Genomic DNA, 26,663 nt, shown 5'->3' on the forward strand with positions numbered 1-26,663 from the left:
AAAAACCACTTCATAAAGAAGTGGTTTTTTTATGACGTATCTCTTCATTTTACTTTTAATTATCCTATAAATCAATTACATTTATTTACCCAATTTTTGAATCATGAAACGCTATTTTTTAGCTCTTTTTAGCTTTTTTATATCTCTGAGTTGCAGTTCCGGAAGTACCGATAATCCGGGGCCTGTTGATAATGGTACCCCCATTGCGGTGGATGATTTTTATGCTACCGCTGAAGATCAGTTATTAGTTATGGAAACTTTACTAGATAATGATACCTTACTGGATCAGGCAACAATTTCTACTTTTGATGCGTCAAGTTCTAACGGCGGGACCATCAGTAAAAATAATGATGGTAGTTATACCTACACACCCCCTGCAAATTTTACCGGAGATGATACTTTTACTTATACCTTATGTGATACCAGTACACCTTCCGATTGTTCTCAGGCTACGGTTACCATTACCGTCGCACAGATTGTAAATTTCAATATTCCTGCAGAACTATCCGACTATTATGATGGGGTTGTATTCGCCGACAATGGTGATTATAACTTCAATCAGTTAGAAAAGCTTACGGTTTCAAAACACACCACGATTTTATCCTATGGCCAGCGCCATGAGTATTTGTACAATGCTGATGCTGATTTAAGTAACCCCGATAATGTTATTCTCATGTATTCCGGCGAAAGCCGCTATTGGAAAGAATATACCTCAGGAAACAATCCCTATTCTCCACAAACGTTTAATACCGAACACATTTACCCTCAGTCGCTTTTACAGACGGCAGATGCGGTTACCGATTTACATCATTTGCGATCTTGTGATGATGCTGTAAATAGTAGTCGGAGTAATTATCCGTTTGCAGACGGTACAGGAGATTATCAAAAAGTTGATGGTAATCATTGGTTTCCTGGCGATGAATGGAAAGGTGATGTGGCCCGTATGGTGATGTATCTTAATGTACGTTACGGAGAAACCTTTGATAAAGTGGGTGGCATTAATTTATTTTTAAAATGGAATATGGAAGATCCTGTTTCTCCTTTTGAGCAACAACGAAATGAGGTTATTTACGGGGCACAAGGTGATCGGAATCCCTTTATCGATAATCCCTATTTGGCAACGCTTATCTGGGGTGGTACACCCGCCGAAAATACCTGGCAATAGATAAAAATTCAACGATTGCAAACCGCTTACCTTTTAAGCGGTTTTTTTATCCTTTATAATTAGTACATTTGTGTAAATTAATATTGAGATTCTAACCATGTACGAAACCATTCAATCACTCCACTCTTATTGGGCTTTTCTTGTTCTTTTCATTTTGATCATTGCCACTGTTAACGCTATATATAAATCGGCTACCGGTAAAGAATACAAAGCCACTGATTTTCGTTTATCCCTTTTTACATTAATTGTATCACATATTCAGTTACTTATGGGATTACTCTTGTATTTTGTGTCGCCAAGACTTCAATTGTTTGGTGAGATCGGTATGGGCGCTATCATGAAAGATCCTGTTAGTCGTTTGTATTTGGTTGAACATCCACTGGTTAATATAATTGCCATAGCACTCATCACTATTGGCTATTCAAAGCATAAGAAGAAATTAACCTCTAGTGCTAAACTTAAGAAAATTGCTATTTTCTATACCTTAGGTTTGGTATTGTTATTATCCAGAATTCCCTGGAGTACCTGGTTGTCTTAAGGAGAATCCGTTTCAATTTTTTTAATGAGGTAAATATATACCGGGAAATGGTCGCTAAATCCATTAGTAAAGCCACCATTACCCCAACTTCGTAGTGGATAACCCTTGTAGCGTCCACTTGCAGTTACGATGACATTTTTGTTGTAGATTCCTGCTTTATAAAATTGAAATCCGTTATAATTCCCGTTTAATAATCCTCTCGTCATTAATAATTGATCAAACAAACTCCAGGCATCCCTGAAAGCGGTTGTTCCTAAACCGGAATGATAAAAGTTTTCAAATGGATTGTAAATATCTCCGAGCCCCATTCGAGTTCTTTTTCTTGAACTTTTCAAGCCTTTTTTTAAACTGTTGCTTGTGGGGTCGTCATTCAAATCGCCCATGATCACCACCTTAGCATAAGGATCCAAAGTGAGTAAAGAATCGGTGATCCGTTTTGTAAGTTTTGCGGCAGCCAGGCGTTTATAACCGGATAGTTTTTCTCCGCCTCTTCGGGAGGGCCAATGGTTAACAATAAAATGTACGGGTTCACCTTCCAACTGTCCGCTAACTACCAATTGATCGCGAGTAAATTGGCGTTTTCCTGAGGTATTATCATAGATTTTTAATTCATAACTTTTACTGGAGGTAGGCGTAAAATAACGTTTTTGATATAAGAGTGCGACATCGATCCCTCTCAAATCTGGCGAAGGATATTGAATGATACCATAATTTTTTTCAATCAATAAGGAGTCGTTTACCAGATCCTGAACAACGGCTTTGTTTTCAACTTCTGAAACACCAATAATTGCAGGAGAATCTTGACTTTCATCCTTTCCGATATCCGATAAAACACGAGCCATATTATGGATCTTTTTCCAGTAGGCTTCAGAGCGATTGGATTTCATTTCCATTATCGGACTGTACTCATCCAATTTATTTGGATTGTTAATGGTGTCGAATAAATTTTCGAGATTATAAAATGCAACAGTGCGAATATTATAACGTTTGCCCTGGGCATGAGCTGTGGCTAAAACACTTAAAAAGAGCCAAAAAATGGCCGTTTGTCGTAGGTTCATAAGGTGAGATTTGGGTTTGTTGTAGAAAACAACACTCAAATTTACATTATTCTGATAAATGCTGTACATTTTCAAACGCGTAAAAGGAATTTAACTGTTAGCCCCAAACAGCATATGTACAAAATCCTGCTTATCGTGTCCATTGGACTAGGCCCTCATTTATGCTTCCCTCAAGCTACTGAGCTTACAGGAAGTGTTAAAGATGCCGTTTCTTTCCAACCTTTGTCAGGTGTTACTGTTTCTATGGAGAATACCGACCTCAAAACCCTTACCGATGCTTTAGGGATATTTAGAATTTCGGCTACCCTTCCGTTAGGTGAACAATTTATTAAGATTTCGAAAAAGGGATACGTTACGAAGCGTTTTCCGATTGTGATCCAAGAAGGCGAAACACTAAATATTAGTGACATGACCTTAAATCGAGATTATCAAACTAATCAGGATAGTTTTGCTATTACCTTAACTGATGATGAATTGGATCAAGCTGACGGCGGTGCTGATAATATTTCCGGGTTGCTTTTAGCATCACTTGATGTGTTTCAACGTGCGGCAGCCTTTGATTTTAGTCAGGCGTTTTTCAGTTTACGGGGGATGTCTTCTCAAAATTCCAAAGTACTTATTAATGGCATTGGAATGAATAAATTATTTAATGGGAAACCACAATGGAGTAACTGGGGCGGACTTAACAATGTTTTGCGCAATCAGGAATTTAATTCTGGGTTGGTACCATCCGATTATAATTTTGGAAGTGTTATAGGAACCACTAATATCAATACCAGGGCTTCTGATGCAAGACCCGGTGGAAATCTAACCTATTCCAGTGCCAATCGAAGTTATAGTAACCGACTTATGGCGAGTTATGCTTCAGGATTGTTGGAAAATGGTTGGGCCTATACCATAGCTTTAGGAAGGCGTTGGGGAAACAGTGGCTTTCAGGAAGGTACTATTTATGACGCAAATTCATTTTTTATTTCTGTTGAAAGAAAACTCAGTACCAAACAAAGCTTGAATTTTACCTGGATTTATGCCCCAAACAAACGTGGTAAAGCTGGCCCGAATACCCAGGAAGTATACGATCTAAAAGGTATAAAATACAATCCGTATTGGGGCTACCAAAACGGGATCAAGCGCAATGCCCGGATAAAAACGGTTGACGAACCTATTTTGATGTTGAATCATAACTGGGAAATCAATTCCAAGACCAGCCTGAACACCAATGTTGCGTATCAATTTGGGAGGTTTTCCAACAGTCGTTTGGATTATCAGGGAACCGATCTCGTTCATGGATTTCCCGAAGGTGGCGGCACGAATCCAAGTCCGACCTATTATCAAAAATTACCGAGTTATTTTGAACGGAATGACCCTGAAAATCTTGGGAATGCTTATCTCGCTTTGGAAACATTTTTAAAGGATGGTCAACTCGATTGGAACCAACTTTACGAAGCCAATATTGCAAATACAAAATTAGGCGGCAATGCTATTTACGCCTTGTATGCTGATGTGGTGAGTGATAGACAATTCACCTTCAACGGTATTTTAAACAAAACAATTTCTGAGCATGTTACTCTGAATTCGGCTATCAATTTTACATCCTTAAATTCTGAAAATTACGCTGAAGTTATTGATTTACTAGGAGCAAACACTTATCTGGATATCGATGGTTTTGCTGAGAATATAAACGCTGCGCAAAATGATCTGCTCCATCCGAACCGGCTCGTTCACGAGGGCGAAAAATTCAAATATCATTATCAATTGAATGCGCAGGTTTTGGAGACTTTTGCTAAAGCCGAACTTAAGTATTCCAAGGTCGATATGTACCTGTCTGGTCAGTTTGGATTTACCCAATATCAAAGACAAGGGATCTATCAAAACGGTGCTTTCTCAGAAAATTCTCTGGGTGCCGGAGAAAAATTGAAATTCCCTGAATTTGGACTAAAGTTGGGGGGCAATTATAAACTTTCAGGAAAACATGTACTGGACGCTAATCTGGGATATATTTCAAGAGCGCCAACCATTCAGAACAGTTATACAAACCCCAGAGAAAATCAAAATACTGTTCCAAACATGACTCAGGAAAAAGTTCTGGCATCCGACCTGAGTTACTATTTCCGATCTAGTATCTTGAAAGCCAGATTAACCGGTTATTTTATTTCCGTAAAGGATGCTAACGACATCGCCTTCTTTTTTGCTGACGGCATTGGAGGGGATAATACAGCGTTTGTTCAGGAGATCTTACAAGGTGTAAACACCAAACGTTTGGGCCTTGAGTTAGGAATTGAAGCAAAGGTTACCAGCACATTGAGTTTAAAAGGTGTTACTTCATTAGGTCAATATACCTATGCTAATAACCCAAATTTATATTTAACCACGGAAGCCAATCAACGCGCCGAAGAAGCCGGTTTTATTGATGGCTTTAATGATTTTGGCAAGTCTTATTTAAAGAACTACAGATTAGCTGCAGGTCCGGAACAAGCTTATGCGTTGGGTTTCGAGTATCGCGATCCCGATTATTGGTTTATGGGAGCCACAGCGAATTGGTTGTCGCATGCCTATATAGATGTAAGTCCTCTAACACGAAGTTCCAATTTCTTTACCGATTTTGATGGTCAGGTTTTTAATGATTACGATGAGAATTTGGCCAAAAGCCTATTAGCTCAAGAACAGTTTAAAGGTTATATGCTCATGAATTTGATCGGTGGAAAATCTTTTAAAATTGGAGATAAATACATCAGTTTTTTTGCCAGTATCAATAATCTGTTTGATCAAAAATTTAAAACAGGTGGCTTTGAACAGGCGAGAAATGCCAACTACAGACAATTACGCGATGATCAGGCTTTGGATAAACCTGTTTTTGGACCGAAGTATTGGTACGGACGAGGTACGACTTACTTTGTTAACGTAAGTTACAGATTTTAAAATCAATTAAAAATGAAAGCTATTAAAAGTATATTTTGGATTATCTTGATCTGTTTTTTGAGTTCTTGTGTACAGGATGGTCCTTTTGATATTCCCACGGATCATGCGGAAGATCTGGATATTCCCGCTTCACAAATCACGACCTTCAAGGTGGTTAAATCGATCTATGATCAAGCCGCTAATGCGGGGAATGACACTGCTGTAATCGAGAGCGATACAGACTTGTTTATCGAGGGGTACGTGATCTCTTCAGATCGTGCGGGGAATTTTTATAAGGAACTGATTATTCAAAATAAAACAGATGATTCCAACTTGGATAATGATCCGAGACTGGGCATAAAAATCGCTATTAATGCTTCCAGTTTATCCGACACCTATCAATTCGGTCAAAAAGTATATGTAAAAGTAAATGGATTAACTGTTGGCGAAACTGAAGGGGTATTTACTTTGGGTAAAGGCACTGGTGCCACGGTGGAGCCTATTCAGGCTTCTGAATATAAAAAAATTGTTTTAAGAACACAGGACATCGTTTCGATAACACCAAAAATTGAAACTTGGGAGAATCTGGAAGAGGCCGATGAAAACACTTTGGTGATGCTTAAAGATGTACAGTTGAACCGATTTGAATTAGGGGCGAGTTTTGCGGCGGAATCCTATGACGAATTTGATGGACTTCGGCATTTGGAAAGTTGTGCATCGGGCGTTTCAAGCGTTTTACAAACCAGTACGTTTTCAGATTTTAAAGCACAATTGTTACCTCAGGGCACGTTTGATATTCAGGGGATTTTCAGTCGGGATTACGGTGATGATTTTAATGTGCTTTTAATAAACAGCCGGTCTGATATTACCAATGAAAAAGCTGATCGTTGCGACCCTGAGGTGGTTTCCTGTGGATTGTCAAATTCTGTTGGCGAGGGTATTTTGTTTTATGATGATTTTGAATTGGAACGTAATAATCAATTAATTGAAGGAAGTGGCTGGACGAATTATATTGAAGCCGGAAGTGAAGGCTGGGAAGCATTTTCGTCGTCGTCGTCCAACGCTTCAATTGGCCGCTCGGCACGTTTTAACTCGGCGAGCTCCGGAGATCTCAGTAATATCGGGTGGCTCATTACGCCGTCTATTGATCTCGATAATTACAGTGGCGTCACCCTTCAATTTAAAACATCAAATAGCAGAGCAGATAGCAGTTTTATGGAAGTGCTTTGTTCTTCCGACTGGGATGGACGTAAAGAAAATATAAGATCAGCAACCTGGAAGGTGCTTGAAGATGCCTATGTTGTTAAAGACACCGATCCTTTTGCACCCTGGTTTAATTCCGGGCCGGTAGCCCTTTCTTGTTTAAGCGGAACCATTCATATCGCATTTAAATATACCGGAGGTGGGCAGGACAGTTTTGATGGTGTTTATGAATTAGATGAAGTGAAAATAAGCTACCAGAACTGAGTTATTTTTTTAAGATTGCATACACCGGAAAGTGATCGCTGTAACCACCTTTATATTTTGAACCAACATAGGTTCTGAATGGTGACCCCTTGAAAGGGCCGTTGAACAATTTCAGAAAATCTTCATCAAAAATTTCGGCTTTGCTGAATTCGAATTCGGTTTGTGAGGGTTTAAAAAAAGTGGTGCTCAATAATATTTGGTCAAACAAAAACCATTGTCGTTTAAAATTTACTGATCCGCGTTTATACGACTTTAAGGTTTCCATAGGGTTGTAAAGTTGGCAGTTATTAACAATATACTGAATGCTTTCGCTTTGCGGTTCATCATTATAATCCCCTAAAACCAGAATTTTAGCCTTAGGTTCAGTGTCTCGAATTTGGGAAATAATATAACCAACCTTTTCTGCAGAGGCCATGCGTTTTGGACTAGTTTCCTCAGCACCTTCACGTCTGGAGGACCAATGGTTCACGATGAGATGGATTTTTTCATTATCAAGTAAACCGGAAACTCTCAGAATATCGCGGGTAAAATCCGGAGCGCCATCTTCATCCGTAAGTAAAACTCCGAAGGTTTCAGTATGTAATACTTTAAAAGCATCAGTATCGTAAATTAAAGCCACATCAATGCCACGTTCATCCAGGGAATCAAAATGAATATAATCATAACGGTATTCTTCAAGGTATTCAGAACTAAGAAGATCCCGGATCACTTTGGCATTCTCAACTTCAGCCAAACCTACTAACGCCGGATGTTTTCCTGTTTCTTGTCTTCCAATGTTTGAAATGGCAAAACCTAATTTCCGAAGTTTGTTCTGATAGCGTTTCGGTGTCCAGCGTTTTGAAGACATCGGTAGAAAATCATCATCGTTGGTGTTAGGGTCATTACTTAGGTCGAATAAATTTTCAAGATTGTAAAAACCAATAGTTTGCATGTTGTCCTGAACAGGAATTTCATTAGAAGAATGAGACATAATTCAATAATATAAAAATTAAAAATAGCTATAATTGCTTAACTTTGCAGCATGATAGAAAAGAAAGATGTAGCTTTAGAAAAAGCTGTGTTAATTGGTTTAGTAACCAAGAATCAGGATGAAACCAAATTGAAAGAGTATTTGGACGAGCTGGAGTTTTTAACTTTCACGGCAGGAGGGTACGCCATGAAACGCTTTACCCAAAAAATGGATATGCCTAATCCGAAAACTTTCATTGGTACCGGAAAAATGGATGAGGTTCGGAATTATATCGCTGAAAATGATATTGACACTGCTATTTTTGATGATGAATTATCGGCTGCACAGGAACGTAATATCAGTAAAATTCTTAAAGTAAAGGTTTTAGACAGAACCAATCTTATTCTGGATATTTTCGCGCAGCGCGCCAAAACCAGTTATGCCCGAACTCAGGTAGAACTTGCTCAATGTGAATATTTACTGCCTCGTTTACGTGGTATGTGGACCCACCTTGAGAGACAAAAAGGGGGTATTGGTATGCGCGGACCGGGTGAAACTGAGATCGAGACTGACCGCCGTATTGTTCGTGATAAAATTTCCTTACTCAAAGAGCGGTTGAGAACCATTGATAAACAAATGGCTGTGCAACGTGGAAACCGTGGAAAAATGGTGCGTGTGGCTTTGGTGGGTTATACTAACGTGGGGAAATCGACCTTAATGAATGTGATCAGTAAAAGTGATGTGTTTGCAGAAAACAAATTGTTCGCAACACTGGATACCACCGTTCGTAAAGTGGTGATTCAAAATTTACCGTTTTTGTTAAGTGATACCGTTGGATTTATTCGAAAGCTGCCAACACAATTGGTTGAAAGTTTTAAAAGTACTTTGGATGAGGTACGCGAAGCCGATCTGCTTTTACATGTAGTTGATATTTCACATCCAAATTTTGAAGAACATATCGAATCTGTGAATAAGATTTTGGGTGAAATTGACAGTAGTGATAAGCCTACGATCATGGTTTTCAATAAGATCGATGCCTACAAAGCAGAACCGTTGGATGAGGATGATCTGGAAACTGAAAAAACATCACGCCATTACACCCTGGATGAATGGCGCAGTACCTGGATGAATAAAATAGGGGATAATGCCTTATTTATTTCGGCTACCCAAAAAGAAAACCTGGAAGAATTTAGAAAACGGGTTTACGATGAGGTTCGTTCCATACACGTTACGCGTTTTCCTTACAATAATTTCCTATATCCTGATTACAATTATGAGGAAATGGAATAGCCCTTTAGCTTTTTGATTTCTTACAATAATAAATATATTCGGTAAGCAACTTTTTATTGGAGCTCATTTTACAATCGTCAAATACTTTTTGAAATTTTTTGAAGTTGAATTTGGTATATAATACCTGATTGAAATAGGCATTATCTTCCATGAGATCATAAGCATCTTGTAAAATGGCAAAGGCTTTTTCTTTACTGAAAAACGAAAAGGGTATTGATGACACTACACCGTTTACAGGTTCTTTTACAAATTCTTTTATCTTTTCAGCTCCTTCATTGATAACGATAAGACGTTCGTCCGGAATAGTTTCTTTTACATGATCACAAAAATCTTTATTGACTTCAAAAGCATATAATTTTGAAGTTTTAGAAATGCTATTTAAAATTTCCTGGGTAATGTTACCATGACCAATTCCAAATTCAACAAAAACCTTATTAGGGGCGTTAGAAAGGTGTTTGCAAATAGCAATTTCAGCATCGCGACTTGTTTCGGAAATGGCTCCGGTTTCGAAAATATTTTTAGCAAATGCCAGGGCGGTTTTTAGTTTTTGTTTCATTAATTGATCTTAGTCTGTTTCTATTTGAACATGAGATCCCAAGATAAGGAAAATGAATAGATCCAAAAATATGAACCGTAGTTTAAATTATCTTCCTGATGTGCAACTCCGGCTTGTAAACCCCAAAGATTCTGTTTGTTCTTTGATGAAAAATAATAACCGAAATTTAGTTTTTGCGACAATAATTTTACGATCGCATTTTGATCGTTATTGAAATTGAATCGGTTTTCTTCAGGTGAAAATCCGGCACCTGCATCAATACTAAAATAATTATTGACATCCGAGCGATAATGTCTGAAGGTTAGAATACCAGACATACTGGCTTTAGGCTCGCCGGGCGTAAGATAACCACGTAAAGCCCAGTAATTATTTTTGTTATACCAACCAATGGAACTTGTATAAATAGTAGTGGTAGTCTGAAATTTCAAGGCTCTGAAACCTGCGGAAATTTCAAGACTTTTAGGTAAGGTCTTATAAAGTTCTGCACCATAACGGATATCAGGAAACAGGAAAGAATCAGAATAACCAAAATTGGCATAGGCGTACAACCCTGTGGTTATTCTTGGATATAAATCAATTTCGGCTTGTAAACCGTTTGATGCGAACCTTCGGTTAAAATTAAGTTTTGCCTGAATACTTCCATATTTTGTTGCTTTTCCATAACGGAGCGTATAATACTGCATAGGATCAAAACGTTCCGAATACAAATCGACCGCTGAGCGTAATCCTATGGTATTTAAGCTCAATCTATTTTTTAGGTTGGTTCTATATATCTGGGATTTTTCATGATCCGGATGTAACTCAAGATTAGATTCAATAGTAATTAAAGCGTCTTCAGGATTGTCGGCAGCTTCCTGAGCACTGGCTTTCAAGTATAAAAGTTCTGCATCATCTGGAAAATATTCTAAAGCCGTATTGGCCTTTTGTATGGCCTCCACCGGAGCTCCTGCGTAGAGTTCATTTTTTATATCGGCTGTCCAGGTGTCAAGTCGCTCCGGACTTCGTTTTAAAACATAATCAAAAGCTTTACGTGCCTTTTTGTACTCGCCATCCCAGGAATAAGTGGTTCCTAAAAAGGAACGTATGTCATGGTAATCAGGATATTTGGTCAAAATTAAAAGCAAAGTATCCTGAGCTTGTTTCCGTTTTTTGTTAAAGGCAAGCTCTCGAGCCACTTCAAAAGCACGATCGGGATCGCCTTTAAAGACCTCTGTTTGGGAATAAGTAAAGGAGCCTATTAATAAAAATATTACGACAATATATTGTTTCATGGTAATTACTGCGGTTGGTTTAAAGTGTTTTCGAAGGTTTTATATTCAGCTACTTCAGGATATTTGGCAATAAGACTATCTAATATGGTTTTGGCATTTTCAGTTTTATTCAATCGGCTATAAGCTTTGGCCATTTTGAATTCTAGCTGCGGGTTTTGAATGTTATTTTCTCTGGCTTGATCAAATATTGATTCAGATTTTTGTTCCTGATCAGACCACCAGTACAGATCCAATAAAGCTTCATAAGTATCTTCATAATTTGGTGCACGTTTCAGGGTTCGTAATAACACCTCCTCAGAGGCGTTATAATCTTTCTCCCAGGCGAGGGTGCGCCCTTTTAATACGCGGGCATCTGTGTAATTAGGATATTCGTTAATAATATAATCACACAGTAATCGGGCTGTTTTAAATTTTTTCTCATGAGCTAAATCACGAGAAAGGATCATAAGTTCGTCAAAGGTTTTTCCGTCTGAAAGTTCTTGTATCTTGGCCACCTGAGCATCCGTAAAATTTATCGTAGGGGTAGCATAAACATTGAGATCTTCAGGGAAGATCTTATTTTGAGTTGTTACATAAGCGTTCAATTTTTTAAACGCATTTAATGAATCAGTGATGTTTTTAAACAGTAATTCTTCATTCACCTTATAAGATCCAAAATCAGGTTTTATCTTAAATAACTCGCCATCAGAATACATATAATCGTTGTAAATGAAATCGTTGATACTCCCTTTATAACGCATCAAAGGAATTTTTTTGTGATTGGAAAAAGTCTTTGAAGTGTCCAGGCCTTCTCCTAACCAGGCTACTTTTTCCAGAGGATTCATCTTATAATTTGCATAAAGCATCTGTAATAAACTTGGTGTAACATCCAGATGTGATGAGATAGATTTGAAGGTTTCCGGTTGTTTTAATAGCGGACTGTAAATTAAAAAAGGTACATGAAAACGACACAGTTTATCTTTTTGAGTAATTGGGATCAGGCGATGATCTCCGGTGATCACAAAAATGGTGTTTTCATATTCCGGACGTTTTTTATAAGCTTCCATAAAAGTCTTTATCGAAGCATCGGTATACAACAAACAACCGAAGATTTCCTTATTGTTTTCAATCAGGGTTTTAACGTCTTCCGATTTTGGTAAATCGTTCAAAACAGTATCAACCTGTTCCATGTAGGCTTCCTGATTTGGATAAATAAATGGTTCGTGAGACGAAATGGTCATTACTATATCTAATCGCGGTTGTTTCTCAGGTTGCATGGTTTCTAATGCTTTTTGAAAAATAGCATCATCAGGATAACCCCATGAAAAGCCTTGATCGTCGGTATCTGTTTTTTTGAAATCAGCTCCGTATTTATAAACATCAATAATATTATCAACACCGTTATAATCCAGAAAATTAACTTTTCTATCAAATTCAGATGGCCCACCTGAATAATAATTGGTTTGATAATGGTTCGCTTTGAGTAGGCTGATCAATGACAGATGTGATGGGATATCTTTCTTTTCTAAAAACCCCTTATCACCATACGGCAGTGATCCGAAAAGAGATGGTAAAATTCCGAAGGAACGTCCGGTGTTACTCACGAAGTTCTTCCAGTACAGAGATTCAGTAATTAAAGAGTCGATATATGGTGTAAAGCCACTATAAACATCGTTGTCCACAAATTCGCCACCCAAACCTTCAACTACAATAAAAACAATATTTGGTTTTTCAGATTTCAAATTGAAAAAGGGCGATAATACATCCTTGTTATTTTTGAAATTTTGAAGGAGTGGATAATCATTTCGGTCTGCAAAACGATAACTGTTCAATAAGCGTTGCTCGTTTTGGTATTTTAAAACATCGGTAAATAAAAAGGCGGTTTTATTTTCATTAAGGTTTTTAGAAGTATCAGAAAAAACCAGTTTTATACCTCCAAATACCACGATGAGGATTAAGCCTAAAGCGACTAAAGTTTTTTCGAGTAACCACTTTTGAAAGAATTTATACAAAAGGATCAATGCCAGAGGAAATACTATAAAAGGTATGAAAAAGGCTATGGAATAGGATTCAGATTTTGAAACCGTCATAAAAGCATCATCAAAAGAATACCCCAGAATATCTGCGCCTAAATTTACTTTGGTGGTCAAGCTATATTCTACTAACGAAAATTGAACCAGAACAAGGATAACAAAAAAGCCAATGATAACATTTACAGATTTCCTGCCTAAAAGAATATTCAACAGGTAAAAAACCGGAAAACAAACTAAGCCTATGAATAATCCTGCCCAAAAATCGTTGGTAAGTTTAAACATAAGGGTGCTTAGATAATTTCCTTGTATGGCATCAGACAGAATTATTTCGGTTATACTAATCAACCAAAATACAGAGGTCAGCGCTATAATGGCGTAACAGTATCTTATAAAATTCTCTTTATTTAACTTTAGGTTCATTTTTGTTTGGTTTTAAGCTGTAGCTAATCCTTTTCGGGTCATGGTGCCCCACTTTTTTGTTTTGTTGAAATAGTAATCGTAATTCCCTTTTAAAGCGGCATATAGAATTATTGGATGTAAAATAAGAGGTTCTAATGCTGCCAACAGGATGAGTTTAAAGCCATTTCCTTTCTTTTTATATTGATGAAATGTAAATTCTTCCGAATAAATAGCAACCAATGAAAATAGGACAGAAAACGTATAGGCTAAAACTAAAAAAGATAAGGCATACTCCCAGCGCACTTCTTGTAATGCCAGCAATATTCCAAAATATACTAATCCAATGGTTTCGATGATCGGGGATAATCGTTCAAAGAATAGCCAATAAGGGTAACTTAGTAATCCAAAGGCACCATAATTTTTATTAAATGCGATCTTCCGATGTTTTCTCAGTGTTTCAATAGTGCCACGAGTCCAGCGATTTCGTTGAGATATTAAGGTTTTGTAATTGTCGGGAGCTTCCGTCCAGCATAACGGATCGGGAATATAAGATACCAGATAAGGTTCATTTTGCTCCTCCATATATCGGCGCATGCGAACTATCAATTCCATATCTTCACCTACCGTATTCGTATCGTAACCGCCAACTTTTATGGCAATTTCTTTATCGAAAATCCCAAACGCACCTGAAATTACTAGTAAACCATTTAAGCGACTCCAGGCCATACGACCTAATAAAAAGGCTCTTAAATATTCCAGGATTTGAGATTGTACGATAAGATTCTTAGGTAGATTAATATCTAAGAGGCGCCCTCCCTGGATCTTGCAGGAATTAGCAATTCTGATAACACCACCTGCTGCAATAACGCGTTTCTCGGTTTGTTCCAGAAAGGGTTTTATCATTTTTTGTAAGGCATCTTCAAGCAGTAAACAATCTACATCGATACAGGCTACATATTTACTTTTACTAATATTCAATCCAATATTTAGAGCATCGGCCTTACCGCCGTTTTCTTTATCAACAACTAATAATTTTTCGAAGGCTGGGTTTTTAGATTTAAAAACACCTTTCCGTAATGGTTTGGTTTTTATTTTTTGATTAATAATGAAATCTACTTTTTCCAGATCGTAAGCTTCGATTAATTTTTCCAGACTGTCATCTTTACTGCCGTCGTTTACAATGATCACATTATATTTTGTATAATGATTGGATAACAACGAACGCACGTTTTCTACAATATTCAAACTCTCATTGTAGGCCGGAGCGATAATGGTTATTGTTGGCGCCATGGAAGAAGACAAAATATCTTTATAATTCACAAAACTGTTTTTCTTGAGATATTCTATAGATTCCTTGGCCGAAATTACAGATAGAACGATATAGGATAGAATAGCCAAAAACGCAAATCCGAAGAAGAGATAATGTAGAATTTTTAAAATAATATTTACCGTACTGGTATCCATAATTATAGGTTGTTTACATACTCCAGAATATCGGAGTTACTGCTTTTTTCAGTATCCTCCTTAATATGCAAGAATTTGTCTAGGTTGATAGATTTTAAAATTTTAAGGGCTAATAATTGTATTTCGAAATTTTTATGGAACAGATGTTTTTCAACAAAGGGTTCATCATTTGGCATCACTAATTTTTCCAGAAGCTTGAAGAAACTAATTTGTTCTTCCAGACTTAGATCATTAAAGTTGGCCTTCAGCATTTCCTTGGCTTCGATACCATATAAATGTGTGAGTACTTCAATCGTTTGCACCCGAATATCTTTGTCCGGATGTGATAAGAGTTCCATTAAGGTTTCATTTACTTCAAACTGATTATATATTTTGGCCAGTTTTAAGGCAAATAGCACCACAGATCTATTATTGGATTTTAACCACAGTTTAATATCACAAAACTCCTGACTTTCAATTTCCTGTAAGGTTTCCAAAATTTCGATCTGAGCCCATTCAGACATCGGCTCCTCAATTGTATTGAGAAACGAGAGACCTTCAAAACCAAATAAGCTTACCATGTAAATATGGGCTTCCTTTCGAACCTCGTCACGAGGATGATTCAAGAACGGTTTTACGCGCTGATGGGCCTCAATGATTTTAAATCGAGTGAGTTGCTCGATACCTTTTCCAATAACCTCCCATTTTTTAGATTTTAATTTGAATAAAGCATATTTGTAAAGTCCTGTTCTGAAATAAAATTTCTTAATGATATCCGACATTTCTCCCGAAACCTCAGACAATAAGTTATAAAGTATTTTAACAATGATCCGACGTTTCCATTTCACTTTAATAGGATGAGCGAAAGCATCAATAATCACTAACTGTTTAGTGGAGAGATAATTAGGATTGTCATTTTGAGAATACAAATATTCTAAGATTAAACTTTCAAATTTTGCTTGGGCCTTTTGTTGATTGGCTTCTTTTTTTCGTTTGGCAGCTCGCCAAAACTTTAAATTTATGGTAAGTATAACTATTGCTATAATCAATACAGCCGTAGTTCCCCAGGTAATTTGAATGAGGTGGGGAAAATTTTTATAAGCAGTTAAGATGTTTTGGGGCTCCATCATGGTTACTTACGATAAATTTAGGTTACTAGTTTTCTAACCCTGATCAACAATTCATTAGGACTAAATGGTTTTCCCATAAAATCATTGGCACCCAGATCGAAGGCCTTTAAAACCATTTCTTCCTGACCTGCAGAGGAGAAAACAATAATAGGCACTTTTGAATTTAATTTATGCCGAACATGGCTAATTACTTCCAGACCGCTAATGAATGGCATCATAATATCTGTAATAATTAAATCGGGTTGGTTCGTTTCGATGGATTCGAGAGCGGCTTTTCCATCAACGCTTGAAAACAATTCATAGCCTTCTTTTTCCAATCTAAATTTGAGAAGCATGGATAAGGTAGAGTTGTCTTCCGCTAAAACGATTTTTTTCTTACTCATAAGGTGGTTGGTATAACAATTCACTAATTTACCACGGCAATGTAATAAAAAAATTCGACGAAATACTAAAAAAAGGGATAAAATACATTTTTTTACAAAATAATGTAATAAAATGATGTTATTTATAAGAAAAGTCGCTCAAGGCGACTTTCAGAAAATTATATTATGTTGGATGTCATTAGAATTTATAGCTCAATCCAATGGTATAATAGGTTTGTAATTCATTATCAATACTGTCGAAGGTGGCATTAGGATCTCCTCCACTAGTAATTGGTAAGTTTTGAATGTAATTGAGTGCTTCTTGTTTATTACTTCTCAAACCGAAATCGAAACCAACCCCGATCATTTTCCAGAGTGTGTAGCTGAACGCATTGGTCCAAGTCCAGTTGGAAAGATCACTCGATTTATAACTTTGAAAGGTTGAAAAATTAGTTTTAAAATTGATGGCTCCGATCTCTCTGGTATAATCGGCAACGATCTTAGCACCAAGGGAGGATTCAAATACTGTTGAATTTTTACTGAATACAAAATTGTAGTTCAAAGGATTTACAGTGACCACCAAATTGTTAATAGGCGTCCAGGTAGCACCCACACCAACATCTAAATAACCGGGATCGTTAAAGTTGTTTAACAATGTGGTTCGGTATTCCATCATTCCGGAAATTGCGAAACTTTTAGTTAGATTTCTACCGTAAAGTGATGAAATGTTAAAAACGTCAGTAGTTGGATTGAAGGATGAATCGTCAGTAGCAATGTCTTTATTATCCAACTTCACCCATTTCAAATTAGTATTTAAATTATTTCGCCAAAAATATTTTGGTTCAATCAAATTCGCGTAAGCATTCAAGGTAATACCAATATTCCCTGAACTGTTGTTTGGCGCTCCCTGAGCATACCAGTTATTAAATTCGGATAAACTTCCGCCAATAACCCCAAAGGCTTTTAAACGCCAACCGGGTAGGGCATCCAGTTTTGCCTGAATCGCGTTAAGTTCACCTTGTGCAGCTTTTACTTCGGCTTGTTTTTCAGCTTTTTGGGCTTGTAATTCTTCTTTGGTCTGGGCGGTTAATGCCGCAGCATTCAAAACGATCCATGTTAATAGCAAAATTTTTTTCATAAGTGTATGGTGGGTTTTAAGATTTCCTTTTGAATAAAGGCACCGATGAGCAGGCTTCCCCATACATAATGGATCTTGCTACCGGTTTCAATTTTTTGGCCAGCATAACGTAGGCATTTTCAGGGACGGGTTTTTTTGAACAACCTTTGATAATAACAGGTTTATCTTTGTATTCGGAAACATCCATGTCCTGGATAATGTCCTGATATATTGAGGTTTCAAGTGTTTCTAAATTTCCGATAACTACTTTTTTGGCGATATCTGCAAGTTGTAAACTAATAAGCATGTAGGCCCAACCCGGAATAATAGCATCCGAGGTACAGGTAAGTGCAACAAAAGCATCTTTGTATGCAGTCCAGTCGTGTTCTGAAACTTGCTGTCTGAAGTCTTTTTCGCGAAGCACAAAACCTTCAAACAACCAATCTTTAATATCGAAAACAACACGTTTACCCACAGGATAATAATCCTCAAGATTTAATGTTATGAGTTTACTGTTTGCAACACGATTTATAATCTCATCAGGCATGTGATTATTTTTTTAGGTGTAAGGATAGAGAGTGAAGTATTTATAAAATACCCAATTCCAGTTTTGCTTCTTCACTCATTAAGTCTTGAGTCCAGGGTGGGTCAAAAGTAATTTCAACCTCGGCATCCTTTACCATATTCAGCGATTTCACCTTTTCTTCAACCTCCAAAGGCAAGGTTTCCGCTACCGGACAGTTTGGTGTCGTTAAGGTCATTAAAATCTTAACCTCATTTTCTTCATTTACCAAAACGTCGTAAATGAGTCCGAGTTCGTAAATATCCACAGGAATTTCAGGATCGTAAATGGTTTTCAAAACATTTACAATTTTTTCTCCAAGCTCGGCAGTATCTATAGTATCGTTCATAGTATTTTCTTTTTTGTGTTTTTCGATCAGGCGTTCAATTGCGCGTTGTATGCAATGGCATACATTTTTAATTGTTTGATCATACTTACCAAACCATTAGCTCTTGTTGGCGAAAGGTGGTCTTTTAGTCCAATGTCGTCAATAAAATCGGTATTAGCATTGATGATATCTTCAGGTTTTTGGTCTGAGAATGCACGAATCAAGATCGCGATAATACCTTTGGTAATGATGGCATCACTATCCGCGGTAAAATGCACTTTATCATCCTTTAATTCCGCATGTACCCAAACTTTACTTTGGCATCCTTTTATAATATGATCTTCAGTTTTGTATTGGTCGTCAATAAGGGGTAAATCTTTCCCCAAATCTATCATATATTGATAACGTTCCTCCCAATCTTCAAACATTGAAAATTCGTCAATGATCTCGTTTTGTATTTCTTCAATAGTCACAATCACAAAATTTTACACAAAAATACGATATCAAAATTACCTATTCAATATTTTCTGCTGCAGATCGTATTACTTTTACCAATGACGCGATAGCCTTAGGCGGATTGCCATGATCGAAAGAGGGACTTTTATAAGTTTTGTCTTTATAATTGATACTAAGAGAGGCATGTGCCGCGCCATCAAAAAGTCGTTTGTCTGATGGTGCTTTTAAATTTTCAATAGTTTTAAGATCCAGGCTATCTAAATTATTTACAAGGGATGCCCAGAGATCATCGGGACATGCTTTTTCAATAGGTTTTTCGCCTCTGGCGGAAATGGTCTTGATCTTATTTTTGTCTATAGTAATTTGTTGAAACAATCCCCGGGAGGTAGCATTGTATTCAAAACTCAGTGCTTCCTGATCGATGTTGTTTTTGTTACAACATCCGTTTTCAGTTAAAAAGAATGATAATAAGATGAAAAGATATTTCATTTTAATTTTTATTTATTCACTTAATAATACAAAAAAGACGCCAATTTTGGCGTCTTTTTCAATTTTATAAAGGAAACGTTTTTTAGTTTCCAACTAATGCAGCTCTGGCACCTCCCGGTTGGAAGATAGCGCGCATTCTGTTTCTTTGTCCGTCGGTGAACATATACATACAAGCATCATACGTGTAATCCATGTAGTTCATGGTCATATCAGCAGATTTACAGCTAACAGATGGGAACGTAGGGCAACCTCCGTTTGAAGCACTTGCATCAGGAGTGTCTACTACATAATCATCAAATCGGCAAGGACCATCGCCCCAGATGTGACGTAAGTTCAGGTAATGTCCGATTTCGTGGGTAGCTGTTCTACCTAAACCGTATACACCACTAGTAGTACCAAAATAAGGTCCACCAATTACAACACCATCGGTTTCAGGTGCACCACCCGGGAATTGGGCGTATCCTAAGATACCACCACCAATATTACAAACCCAGATATTTAAATGGGTTTCTGGCGAAATAGGAGGATAAGCAGCTTTTACAGCATCGTTAGTTCCCCACGAAGACGTAGGGTCGTTGTATCTGTAAACACCGGCTACTGTGAAACTAAATCCAGCATTCGTGGCATCGTTAGCAAAGGTAGTTCCGCTAGGAAGTTGATCTGTATGCGGATTCACAAAGTCATCGTTAAGTGTTGCCATTTGAGTATCAATCTGAGATTGGGTAACAGTTGATGCATCAGGGTATACAATAATAATGTTAACTGGAATGTTTATAGTTCCTAAATTGTCAGCAATAGGAAGTACATCTACATCAGGATCGGTGTTTCCGCCACCGCCACCGCCACCGGATGGTTTTCCTTTACCAGCAATGTATTTTCTGGTTTGGTATTCGATAGCGTACATTTTTTGTTCTAAGCCCGGGTTTTCCTGGAGTTGTCGGTTTAGGACATTCATGGAATAACAGGTTTTGGTGTTGCTTTTACCATCGGTAGGTTTGGCAGTTAATTCAGCATCGGGAGTGTAAACACTGAAATTGCTCATGTCAATTTCCTGACTTGGCGTAATGGTTGATTTTTCGTTGTCGCAAGACGAAAATAGTAGGGCTAGTGAAGCCATACCTAAAAATAATTTTCTCATTTATTTGTTAATTTGAATTAGTCGAGGATGAAGATAGAAAGTATTGAAAAGTTTTCAAAGGATTCGCCAAATTTTCGTTCAAATGAAAGGGATTTTAACAAAAATGAAAAAAGTATTAAAGAAAATTGAATTTTTATTTAAGATTTATTATTTTATCAGAATTCTAGTACGGGCGTGTACGATCATGAAAGCATTCTTTGAGCTTTCTTCACACCTGAAACTAAAGCATCAATTTCCTCTTTTGTATTATAGAATGAAAAGGACGCCCGAACGGTTCCCGGAATGTTGTAGTAATCCATAATGGGTTGCGCACAATGATGTCCCGTACGCACAGCGATACCTTGTTGGTCCAGGATGGTTCCAACATCATACGGATGAATGCCTTCAAGGTTGAAGGAGATCACGGCCGTTTTATGTTCGGAGGTACCGTAGATCTTTAAACCATCGATCATGAGCAGTTCTTTGGTGGCATAATCCAATAATTCCTGTTCGTAGGCAGCGATGGCTTCAAATCCTATATTATTCATGTAATCGAGAGCTGCACCAAAGGCAATACCGCCACAGATATTTGGTGTACCAGCCTCAAATTTATGAGGTAGATCAGCATAGGTTGTTTTTTCAAAAGTTACCTCGGCGATCATTTCACCACCTCCCTGGTATGGAGGTAATTTTTTTAACCACTCTTCTTTTCCGTAAAGCATACCAACGCCGGTGGGTCCACATAGCTTGTGTGCAGAGGCTACGTAAAAATCGACATCTAAAGCCTGAACATCAGGTTTGATATGCGGACTCGATTGCGCGCCATCAATAAGTATGGCTGCACCAACTTCATGGGCTTTTCCTATAATATATTCGATAGGATTTACTGTGCCTAGCGCATTGGACACATGATTTACAAAAACCAATTTGGTGTTCTTGGATAACAAAGTATCGAACTCTGAGATAACGAGTTCGCCCTCGTTATTCATTGGGATCACTTTTAGTTTTGCTCCGGTGCGTTCGCAGAGCATTTGCCAGGGCACAATATTACTGTGATGTTCTAACGCAGAAACAATGATCTCATCGTTTTTTCCTAAAAAATTGCTAAACCCGTTGGCAACTAAATTTATACTATGCGTTGTTCCGGAAGTGAAAATAATTTCGTGCGATTTCGCGGCATTAAAATGCGTCTGAATTTTTTTTCTTGCCTGTTCGTAAAGATCGGTAGCCTCCTGACTCAAAGCATGTACACCACGGTGAATATTAGCATTGTGTTTACTGTAATACTCTACAATAACATCAATAACTTGTTTTGGTGTTTGTGAGGTTGCCGCGTTGTCAAAATACACGAGTGGTTTCCCATGCACTTTTCTGGAAAGTATGGGGAAGTCTTGTCGTATGCTATTAACGTTGAACATAGGTTTTGGTTTAGCCCCGATAGCAGCGGCATCCTTTTTTGGGTTTTTCTCCCAAAAAAGATACAGCGGATAGCGGGAAATAGCTTCGTATTAGACTACAGATCGAATCCGATACGCACGCCTAATTTGTTTGCGATAAGTTTATTGATACGCTGTTTGATCTCAGGAATTTTTACCGAGCTTAACACATTGTTGCTGAAGGCATACATGAGCAGGGCGCGGGCTTCCTTGTGCGGAATACCGCGACTTTGCATGTAGAACATGGCGCTTTCATCGAGCTGCCCGATGGTACAACCGTGTGAACATTTTACATCGTCGGCAAAAATTTCGAGCTGCGGTTTTGTGTTTATCGTAGCTTTATCGCTTAATAAAATATTGTTGTTGGCCTGAAAGGCATTGGTTTTTTGGGCTTCTTTTTCCACAAGTACCTGACCGTTGAATACACCGGTAGCGCTATCGCCAAAAATACCTTTATAATCCTGATGGCTTTCACAATTTGGTTCGGTGTGGTGTACCATGGTATTGTGATCTACATGTTGTTTATCGCCAATAATAGTGACACCTTTTAGGGTAGAATCAATGCGTTCGCCTTGCTGGTAAAAGTTCAGATTATTTCTGGTAAGCTTGCCTCCAAAGGAAAAAGTATGTACCGAAGCGACACTTTCCTGCTTTTGTTTGATAAAGGTATTATCAATAAGCGATGCATTTTGGGTATCGTTCTGGATCTTGTAGTAATCTACAATAGCGCGTTTATTGGCAAAAATCTCGGTAACGCTGTTTGTTAATACGGGATTGTTATTTAAACTTTGATGGCGCTCGATGATCTGAACATGGGAGTTCTCATCAACCACGATCAAATTACGTGGTTGCAGCATTATTGCAGATTCATTTCCTGTAGAGAAATGTAAGATCTGAATAGGCTTTTCTACCAGTTTATTTTTTGGAATATGAATGAAAGCTCCTTCTTGAGAAAAAGCTGTATTTAACGAGGATAAACTATCTTTTGACGCTATTTTATTGAAATAATTCTCGATTACCAAACGGTATTTTGGTTTGGCAATGGCTGCAGACATCAAACAGATATCCATACCATCGTGTGTTGTTTGAGACAGGTGCGAGGAATATTTCCCATCGATAAATACAATCTTATAACTGTCTATATCGTGGATAAAATATTTTTTAACATCGTTGTATTCCAGCGCATTTTCAGCCTTTGGGAATACACTGTAATCTTCTTTTAAAATAGATTTTAAAGAAGTGTATTTCCAGGCCTCTTCCTTTTTTGTGGGGAAGCCTTTGTCTTCAAATATTTTTATGGCTTCGGAACGCACATCGTGAACATAGTTTTCTACATCTACGCGGTCTTCAAGAGCCATAAATGATGTTATTAATTTATCTTTCAAATCCATTTGCTCAATATTAAGCATTCACCTCTTCTTTAATCCAATCGTAACCTTTTTCTTCTAACTCGTGAGCCAGTTCTTTGGTTCCTGATTTCACGATTTTACCATTCACTAAAACGTGTACAAAGTCCGGAACAATGTAGTCTAGCAAACGTTGGTAATGTGTAATTACCAAAACGGCATTATCATCCGTTTTTAGTTTGTTTACTCCGTTTGCTACAATACGCAAGGCGTCGATATCCAAACCGGAATCAGTTTCATCCAGAATAGCTAATTTAGGATCTAGCATAGCCATTTGGAAAATCTCGTTTCGTTTTTTCTCACCACCAGAAAATCCTTCATTCAAAGAACGTGATAAGAATTTGCGGTCGATATCTAAAAGCTCGGCTTTTTCACGAAGAAGCTTTAGCATATCTTTGGCTGGCATCTCGCTTAAGCCTTGAGCTTTACGCGTTTCGTTTATTGCTGTTTTTATAAAATTGGTTACGCTAACTCCCGGAATTTCTACAGGATATTGGAAGGATAAAAATACCCCTTTGTGAGCGCGCTCATCAGGAGAAAGTTCACCAATGTCATCACCTTCAAAAAGGATCTCACCTTTGGTAACTTCGTATTCTTCTTTTCCTGCAATAACAGAAGCTAGGGTACTTTTACCAGACCCGTTAGGGCCCATAATAGCATGTATTTCTCCGGGCTTGATCTCCAGATCAATGCCTTTAAGGATGCTTTTGTCGTCAACTCCGGCGTGTAAATTATGTATCTTTAACATTGTGGTTTATCTCTGTTTTTTACTTTATTTTTTTTCAGAATAGAGAAGTTAGAATAGAGAATATAGAGGTTTCAATTTTTGTTTTTCTAATATTCCCTGTCTCTTTTCTAATATCTATTTTCTCTTTTCTTTTTTTTCAGAATAGAGAGTAGAGAGGTTTCAGTTTTTGCATTTATGATATTACTTGTCTCTTGTCTCTTGTCTCTTGTCTCTTGTCTCTTGTCTCTTGTCTCTTTTCTCATATCTCTTTTATCCAACGCTACCTTCTAAACTGATCTCCAGCAATTTCTGTGCTTCCACAGCAAATTCCATGGGTAGTTTATTAAGTACTTCTTTACTGAAACCATTCACAATTAAAGCGATGGCTTTTTCAGTATCAATACCACGTTGGTTGCAATAGAAGATCTGGTCTTCACCAATCTTACTGGTGGTAGCCTCGTGTTCTATTTTAGCGGTTTTATTTTTTGCTTCGATGTAAGGGAAAGTGTGTGCGCCACATTCATTTCCCATCAATAAGCTATCGCATTGTGAAAAGTTACGAGCATTGTCTGCACGTGGACTTACCTGAACCAATCCGCGGTAACTGTTTTGTGATTTTCCTGCGGAAATACCTTTTGAAATAATGGTCGATTTTGTGTTTTTCCCAAGATGAATCATTTTGGTTCCGGTATCTGCTTGCTGGTAATTATTGGTTACCGCAATGGAGTAGAACTCACCTACGGAATTATCGCCTTTAAGCACGCAACTTGGATATTTCCAGGTTACGGCTGAACCGGTCTCCACTTGGGTCCAGGAAATTTTCGCATTCTTTTCGCAAAGTCCTCGTTTGGTTACAAAATTATAAACACCACCTTTTCCCTTGGAATCTCCGGGGAACCAGTTTTGTACTGTGGAGTATTTTATTTCTGCATTATCCAAAGCGATCAATTCTACTACGGCGGCATGCAATTGATTTTCATCACGACTTGGTGCGGTACAACCTTCCAGATAACTTACATAACTCCCTTCGTCAGCAACTACAAGTGTGCGTTCAAATTGACCTGTTCCTGCCTGATTGATACGGAAATAAGTGGAAAGTTCCATAGGGCATCTTACACCTTTTGGAATGTAACAGAACGATCCGTCACTAAAAACTGCAGAATTTAGAGCAGCGTAAAAATTATCTTTTTTCGGAACAACAGTTCCAAGATATTTTTTTACAAGGTCCGGATACTTTTGGATAGCTTCCGAAATACTCATAAAAATGATGCCTTTTTCGGCCAATGTTTTTTTAAAGGTTGTGGCTACAGACACAGAATCAACTACTACATCCATAGCTACACCTGCTAATTTTTTTTGTTCATCAAGGGAAATACCAAGTTTAGCAAAGGTTTCTAAGAGTTCAGGATCTACTTCATCAAGACTTTCGTATTTCGGTTTTTTGTTTGGTGCCGAATAATAAGAAATATCCTGAAAATCCGGTTTTTTGTAGTGGACATTGGCCCATTCCGGTTCTATCATTTTTTCCCAGGCACGAAACGCTTCAAGGCGCCATTCAGTCATCCATTCAGGCTCTTCCTTTTTTTTGGAAAGTGCACGAACAACGTCTTCATTCAAACCTTTTGGAAATGTATCAGATTGAATATCCGTATAAAAACCGTATTCGTATTCTTTGGTTTTAAGTTCTTCCCTTAAATCATCTTCGGTGTACTTCGACATAATGCTTTCTGGATTTTTTATAATGAAAATGATTCGCCACAACCACAGGTACGGTTGGCGTTAGGGTTATTGAAAACGAACCCGGTGCCGTTCAACCCTCCTGAGTATTCTAATGTGGTCCCGATGAGGTATAGAAAACTCTTTTTGTCTACAATGATCTTAACACCATTGTCTTCAAAAACCTTATCGTCCTCAGCGGCATTTTTATCAAACTTTAAATCGTATGACAATCCCGAACAACCCCCACTTTTTACACCCACTCGAATGTAGTCAGTGCTTGGGTTATAGCCGTCATCGTTCATCAGTTCAATGACTTTCTTTTTAGCTGTTTCAGAAACTTTTATCATAGTCTTAATTAGATTTCTTCTAAATAGTGCACAAATATACAACATAAGTCACGGAATACAGCGAAACCTAACATTATATTAGCATATAGTTTTATCAATTTTTACTATAGCCTAAATAGCGAAATTTTATAAGACAATAATTTTTGGAAGAATGATTAAGAAAACAAAGGATCCAATTGATTTTTTGCATTATCAAACAGGTTGCCATTAGAATCGAGAGAGAATTCATTTTTGCAGCATTTGCAGCGAAGTTTTGAGGCATCACCTTGTTTGTCTTCAACAAAATAATTATGGCCAAAAATCATGCAAAACGGATTGGTTGTGTTATTTGCCTTCATGGTTAATCAGATTTAGGGGACTGTTAAAATAGAAAACAAATTTAGTTTCGAGCTTTTCAGGTGTTTAATTTTCGATGAAATACATC

General features: G+C 37.6%; 25 protein-coding genes. 5 read left to right on the top strand and 20 right to left on the bottom strand.

All coding sequences use genetic code 11. The annotated features are described in order from the left end of the window. The first annotated feature begins 103 nt into the window (after positions 1 to 103). Both ABD682_RS04705 and ABD682_RS04710 read left to right on the top strand, forming a co-directional pair. Positions 104 to 1,165, top strand: coding sequence for an endonuclease (locus ABD682_RS04705; RefSeq protein WP_344739571.1), 1,062 nt, complete (start codon positions 104 to 106; stop codon positions 1,163 to 1,165). A gap of 97 nt (positions 1,166 to 1,262) precedes the next feature. Then, on the top strand, positions 1,263 to 1,703 hold the full coding sequence (locus ABD682_RS04710) for a hypothetical protein (protein ID WP_344739573.1): 441 nt from the start codon (positions 1,263 to 1,265) through the stop codon (positions 1,701 to 1,703). On the opposite strand, the gene ABD682_RS04715 is transcribed toward ABD682_RS04710, so the two are convergent. Further along, positions 1,700 to 2,761, bottom strand: coding sequence for an endonuclease/exonuclease/phosphatase family protein (locus ABD682_RS04715; protein WP_344739575.1), 1,062 nt, complete (start codon positions 2,759 to 2,761; stop codon positions 1,700 to 1,702). The two genes, ABD682_RS04710 and ABD682_RS04715, sit on opposite strands and share 4 nt — an antisense overlap. 114 nt (positions 2,762 to 2,875) lie before the next feature. Here ABD682_RS04715 and ABD682_RS04720 point away from each other — a divergent pair, with 114 nt between their 5' ends. Together ABD682_RS04720 and ABD682_RS04725 are read left to right on the top strand one after the other, a co-directional pair. Then, a complete protein-coding gene (locus ABD682_RS04720; protein ID WP_344739577.1) occupies positions 2,876 to 5,677 on the top strand; it encodes a carboxypeptidase regulatory-like domain-containing protein in 2,802 nt (933 codons plus the stop codon). Positions 5,678 to 5,689: 12 nt separating this feature from the next. Continuing rightward, positions 5,690 to 7,123 carry a DUF5689 domain-containing protein gene (locus ABD682_RS04725; protein ID WP_344739579.1) on the top strand — a complete coding sequence of 478 codons (1,434 nt, stop codon included), beginning with the start codon at positions 5,690 to 5,692 and terminating at the stop codon, positions 7,121 to 7,123. 1 nt (position 7,124) lies between these two features. Here ABD682_RS04725 and ABD682_RS04730 read toward each other — a convergent pair whose 3' ends face one another. After that, positions 7,125 to 8,093 carry an endonuclease/exonuclease/phosphatase family protein gene (locus ABD682_RS04730; RefSeq protein WP_344739581.1) on the bottom strand — a complete coding sequence of 323 codons (969 nt, stop codon included), beginning with the start codon at positions 8,091 to 8,093 and terminating at the stop codon, positions 7,125 to 7,127. Between the two features lie 51 nt (positions 8,094 to 8,144). Here ABD682_RS04730 and hflX point away from each other — a divergent pair, with 51 nt between their 5' ends. Then, entirely contained in the window at positions 8,145 to 9,362 is a 1,218-nt protein-coding gene (gene hflX, locus ABD682_RS04735; RefSeq protein ID WP_344739583.1) for a GTPase HflX, read from the top strand. Between the two features lie 4 nt (positions 9,363 to 9,366). On the opposite strand, the gene ABD682_RS04740 is transcribed toward hflX, so the two are convergent. From ABD682_RS04740 to ABD682_RS04825, 18 genes are all read right to left on the bottom strand, one after another. Further along, positions 9,367 to 9,918, bottom strand: a complete 552-nt coding sequence (locus tag ABD682_RS04740; RefSeq protein ID WP_344739585.1) for a class I SAM-dependent methyltransferase — start codon at positions 9,916 to 9,918, stop codon at positions 9,367 to 9,369. Between the two features lie 20 nt (positions 9,919 to 9,938). Further along, entirely contained in the window at positions 9,939 to 11,189 is a 1,251-nt protein-coding gene (locus tag ABD682_RS04745) for a YaiO family outer membrane beta-barrel protein (RefSeq protein ID WP_344739588.1), read from the bottom strand. Between the two features lie 5 nt (positions 11,190 to 11,194). After that, positions 11,195 to 13,621 (bottom strand): sulfatase-like hydrolase/transferase, encoded by a 2,427-nt coding sequence (locus ABD682_RS04750; RefSeq protein ID WP_344739591.1) that lies wholly within the window; start codon positions 13,619 to 13,621, stop codon positions 11,195 to 11,197. Between the two features lie 12 nt (positions 13,622 to 13,633). Beyond that, positions 13,634 to 15,064, bottom strand: coding sequence for a glycosyltransferase family 2 protein (locus ABD682_RS04755; protein ID WP_344739593.1), 1,431 nt, complete (start codon positions 15,062 to 15,064; stop codon positions 13,634 to 13,636). A 2-nt stretch (positions 15,065 to 15,066) separates the two neighbouring features. Further along, positions 15,067 to 16,173, bottom strand: a complete 1,107-nt coding sequence (locus tag ABD682_RS04760; protein WP_344739595.1) for a HEAT repeat domain-containing protein — start codon at positions 16,171 to 16,173, stop codon at positions 15,067 to 15,069. Between the two features lie 17 nt (positions 16,174 to 16,190). Continuing rightward, positions 16,191 to 16,556, bottom strand: a complete 366-nt coding sequence (locus ABD682_RS04765; RefSeq protein WP_344739597.1) for a response regulator transcription factor — start codon at positions 16,554 to 16,556, stop codon at positions 16,191 to 16,193. 178 nt (positions 16,557 to 16,734) lie between these two features. Next, positions 16,735 to 17,673 (bottom strand): DUF3078 domain-containing protein, encoded by a 939-nt coding sequence (locus ABD682_RS04770; RefSeq protein ID WP_344739599.1) that lies wholly within the window; start codon positions 17,671 to 17,673, stop codon positions 16,735 to 16,737. 16 nt (positions 17,674 to 17,689) lie between these two features. Further along, entirely contained in the window at positions 17,690 to 18,199 is a 510-nt protein-coding gene (locus ABD682_RS04775) for a DUF2480 family protein (protein ID WP_344739601.1), read from the bottom strand. 40 nt (positions 18,200 to 18,239) lie between these two features. After that, positions 18,240 to 18,563, bottom strand: coding sequence for a DUF59 domain-containing protein (locus ABD682_RS04780; protein WP_344739604.1), 324 nt, complete (start codon positions 18,561 to 18,563; stop codon positions 18,240 to 18,242). Positions 18,564 to 18,589: 26 nt separating this feature from the next. Further along, positions 18,590 to 19,015 (bottom strand): SufE family protein, encoded by a 426-nt coding sequence (locus ABD682_RS04785; RefSeq protein ID WP_344739606.1) that lies wholly within the window; start codon positions 19,013 to 19,015, stop codon positions 18,590 to 18,592. Positions 19,016 to 19,055: 40 nt separating this feature from the next. Next, positions 19,056 to 19,487, bottom strand: coding sequence for a hypothetical protein (locus ABD682_RS04790; RefSeq protein ID WP_344739608.1), 432 nt, complete (start codon positions 19,485 to 19,487; stop codon positions 19,056 to 19,058). Positions 19,488 to 19,569: 82 nt separating this feature from the next. Then, positions 19,570 to 20,625 carry a zinc metalloprotease gene (locus tag ABD682_RS04795; protein WP_344739610.1) on the bottom strand — a complete coding sequence of 352 codons (1,056 nt, stop codon included), beginning with the start codon at positions 20,623 to 20,625 and terminating at the stop codon, positions 19,570 to 19,572. 182 nt (positions 20,626 to 20,807) lie between these two features. Beyond that, on the bottom strand, positions 20,808 to 22,022 hold the full coding sequence (locus ABD682_RS04800; RefSeq protein ID WP_344739612.1) for an aminotransferase class V-fold PLP-dependent enzyme: 1,215 nt from the start codon (positions 22,020 to 22,022) through the stop codon (positions 20,808 to 20,810). A 95-nt stretch (positions 22,023 to 22,117) separates the two neighbouring features. Beyond that, positions 22,118 to 23,431: a Fe-S cluster assembly protein SufD gene (gene sufD / locus ABD682_RS04805; RefSeq protein ID WP_344740802.1), complete on the bottom strand. Its 1,314-nt coding sequence runs from the start codon at positions 23,429 to 23,431 to the stop codon at positions 22,118 to 22,120. Positions 23,432 to 23,441: 10 nt separating this feature from the next. Next, positions 23,442 to 24,194 carry a Fe-S cluster assembly ATPase SufC gene (gene sufC / locus ABD682_RS04810; RefSeq protein WP_344739614.1) on the bottom strand — a complete coding sequence of 251 codons (753 nt, stop codon included), beginning with the start codon at positions 24,192 to 24,194 and terminating at the stop codon, positions 23,442 to 23,444. A 249-nt stretch (positions 24,195 to 24,443) separates the two neighbouring features. Then, on the bottom strand, positions 24,444 to 25,892 hold the full coding sequence (gene sufB / locus ABD682_RS04815) for a Fe-S cluster assembly protein SufB (RefSeq protein ID WP_344739616.1): 1,449 nt from the start codon (positions 25,890 to 25,892) through the stop codon (positions 24,444 to 24,446). A gap of 17 nt (positions 25,893 to 25,909) precedes the next feature. Continuing rightward, positions 25,910 to 26,239 carry a HesB/IscA family protein gene (locus ABD682_RS04820; RefSeq protein WP_344739618.1) on the bottom strand — a complete coding sequence of 110 codons (330 nt, stop codon included), beginning with the start codon at positions 26,237 to 26,239 and terminating at the stop codon, positions 25,910 to 25,912. Positions 26,240 to 26,394: 155 nt separating this feature from the next. Further along, positions 26,395 to 26,577 carry a hypothetical protein gene (locus ABD682_RS04825; RefSeq protein ID WP_344739620.1) on the bottom strand — a complete coding sequence of 61 codons (183 nt, stop codon included), beginning with the start codon at positions 26,575 to 26,577 and terminating at the stop codon, positions 26,395 to 26,397. Positions 26,578 to 26,663: the final 86 nt, after the last annotated feature.

This window comes from Gaetbulibacter aestuarii (assembly GCF_039537665.1).
Lineage (GTDB): Bacteria > Bacteroidota > Bacteroidia > Flavobacteriales > Flavobacteriaceae > Gaetbulibacter_A > Gaetbulibacter_A aestuarii.

Coding starts and splice junctions, on each gene's coding strand:
- ABD682_RS04705 (WP_344739571.1), top strand. CDS start 104: ATGAAACGCTATTTTTTAGCTCTTTTTAGCTTTTTTATATCTCTGAGT.
- ABD682_RS04710 (WP_344739573.1), top strand. CDS start 1,263: ATGTACGAAACCATTCAATCACTCCACTCTTATTGGGCTTTTCTTGTT.
- ABD682_RS04715 (WP_344739575.1), bottom strand. CDS start 2,761: ATGAACCTACGACAAACGGCCATTTTTTGGCTCTTTTTAAGTGTTTTA.
- ABD682_RS04720 (WP_344739577.1), top strand. CDS start 2,876: ATGTACAAAATCCTGCTTATCGTGTCCATTGGACTAGGCCCTCATTTA.
- ABD682_RS04725 (WP_344739579.1), top strand. CDS start 5,690: ATGAAAGCTATTAAAAGTATATTTTGGATTATCTTGATCTGTTTTTTG.
- ABD682_RS04730 (WP_344739581.1), bottom strand. CDS start 8,093: ATGTCTCATTCTTCTAATGAAATTCCTGTTCAGGACAACATGCAAACT.
- hflX (WP_344739583.1), top strand. CDS start 8,145: ATGATAGAAAAGAAAGATGTAGCTTTAGAAAAAGCTGTGTTAATTGGT.
- ABD682_RS04740 (WP_344739585.1), bottom strand. CDS start 9,918: ATGAAACAAAAACTAAAAACCGCCCTGGCATTTGCTAAAAATATTTTC.
- ABD682_RS04745 (WP_344739588.1), bottom strand. CDS start 11,189: ATGAAACAATATATTGTCGTAATATTTTTATTAATAGGCTCCTTTACT.
- ABD682_RS04750 (WP_344739591.1), bottom strand. CDS start 13,621: ATGAACCTAAAGTTAAATAAAGAGAATTTTATAAGATACTGTTACGCC.
- ABD682_RS04755 (WP_344739593.1), bottom strand. CDS start 15,064: ATGGATACCAGTACGGTAAATATTATTTTAAAAATTCTACATTATCTC.
- ABD682_RS04760 (WP_344739595.1), bottom strand. CDS start 16,173: ATGATGGAGCCCCAAAACATCTTAACTGCTTATAAAAATTTTCCCCAC.
- ABD682_RS04765 (WP_344739597.1), bottom strand. CDS start 16,556: ATGAGTAAGAAAAAAATCGTTTTAGCGGAAGACAACTCTACCTTATCC.
- ABD682_RS04770 (WP_344739599.1), bottom strand. CDS start 17,673: ATGAAAAAAATTTTGCTATTAACATGGATCGTTTTGAATGCTGCGGCA.
- ABD682_RS04775 (WP_344739601.1), bottom strand. CDS start 18,199: ATGCCTGATGAGATTATAAATCGTGTTGCAAACAGTAAACTCATAACA.
- ABD682_RS04780 (WP_344739604.1), bottom strand. CDS start 18,563: ATGAACGATACTATAGATACTGCCGAGCTTGGAGAAAAAATTGTAAAT.
- ABD682_RS04790 (WP_344739608.1), bottom strand. CDS start 19,487: ATGAAATATCTTTTCATCTTATTATCATTCTTTTTAACTGAAAACGGA.
- ABD682_RS04795 (WP_344739610.1), bottom strand. CDS start 20,625: ATGAGAAAATTATTTTTAGGTATGGCTTCACTAGCCCTACTATTTTCG.
- ABD682_RS04800 (WP_344739612.1), bottom strand. CDS start 22,022: ATGTTCAACGTTAATAGCATACGACAAGACTTCCCCATACTTTCCAGA.
- sufD (WP_344740802.1), bottom strand. CDS start 23,431: ATGGATTTGAAAGATAAATTAATAACATCATTTATGGCTCTTGAAGAC.
- sufC (WP_344739614.1), bottom strand. CDS start 24,194: ATGTTAAAGATACATAATTTACACGCCGGAGTTGACGACAAAAGCATC.
- sufB (WP_344739616.1), bottom strand. CDS start 25,892: ATGTCGAAGTACACCGAAGATGATTTAAGGGAAGAACTTAAAACCAAA.
- ABD682_RS04820 (WP_344739618.1), bottom strand. CDS start 26,239: ATGATAAAAGTTTCTGAAACAGCTAAAAAGAAAGTCATTGAACTGATG.
- ABD682_RS04825 (WP_344739620.1), bottom strand. CDS start 26,577: ATGAAGGCAAATAACACAACCAATCCGTTTTGCATGATTTTTGGCCAT.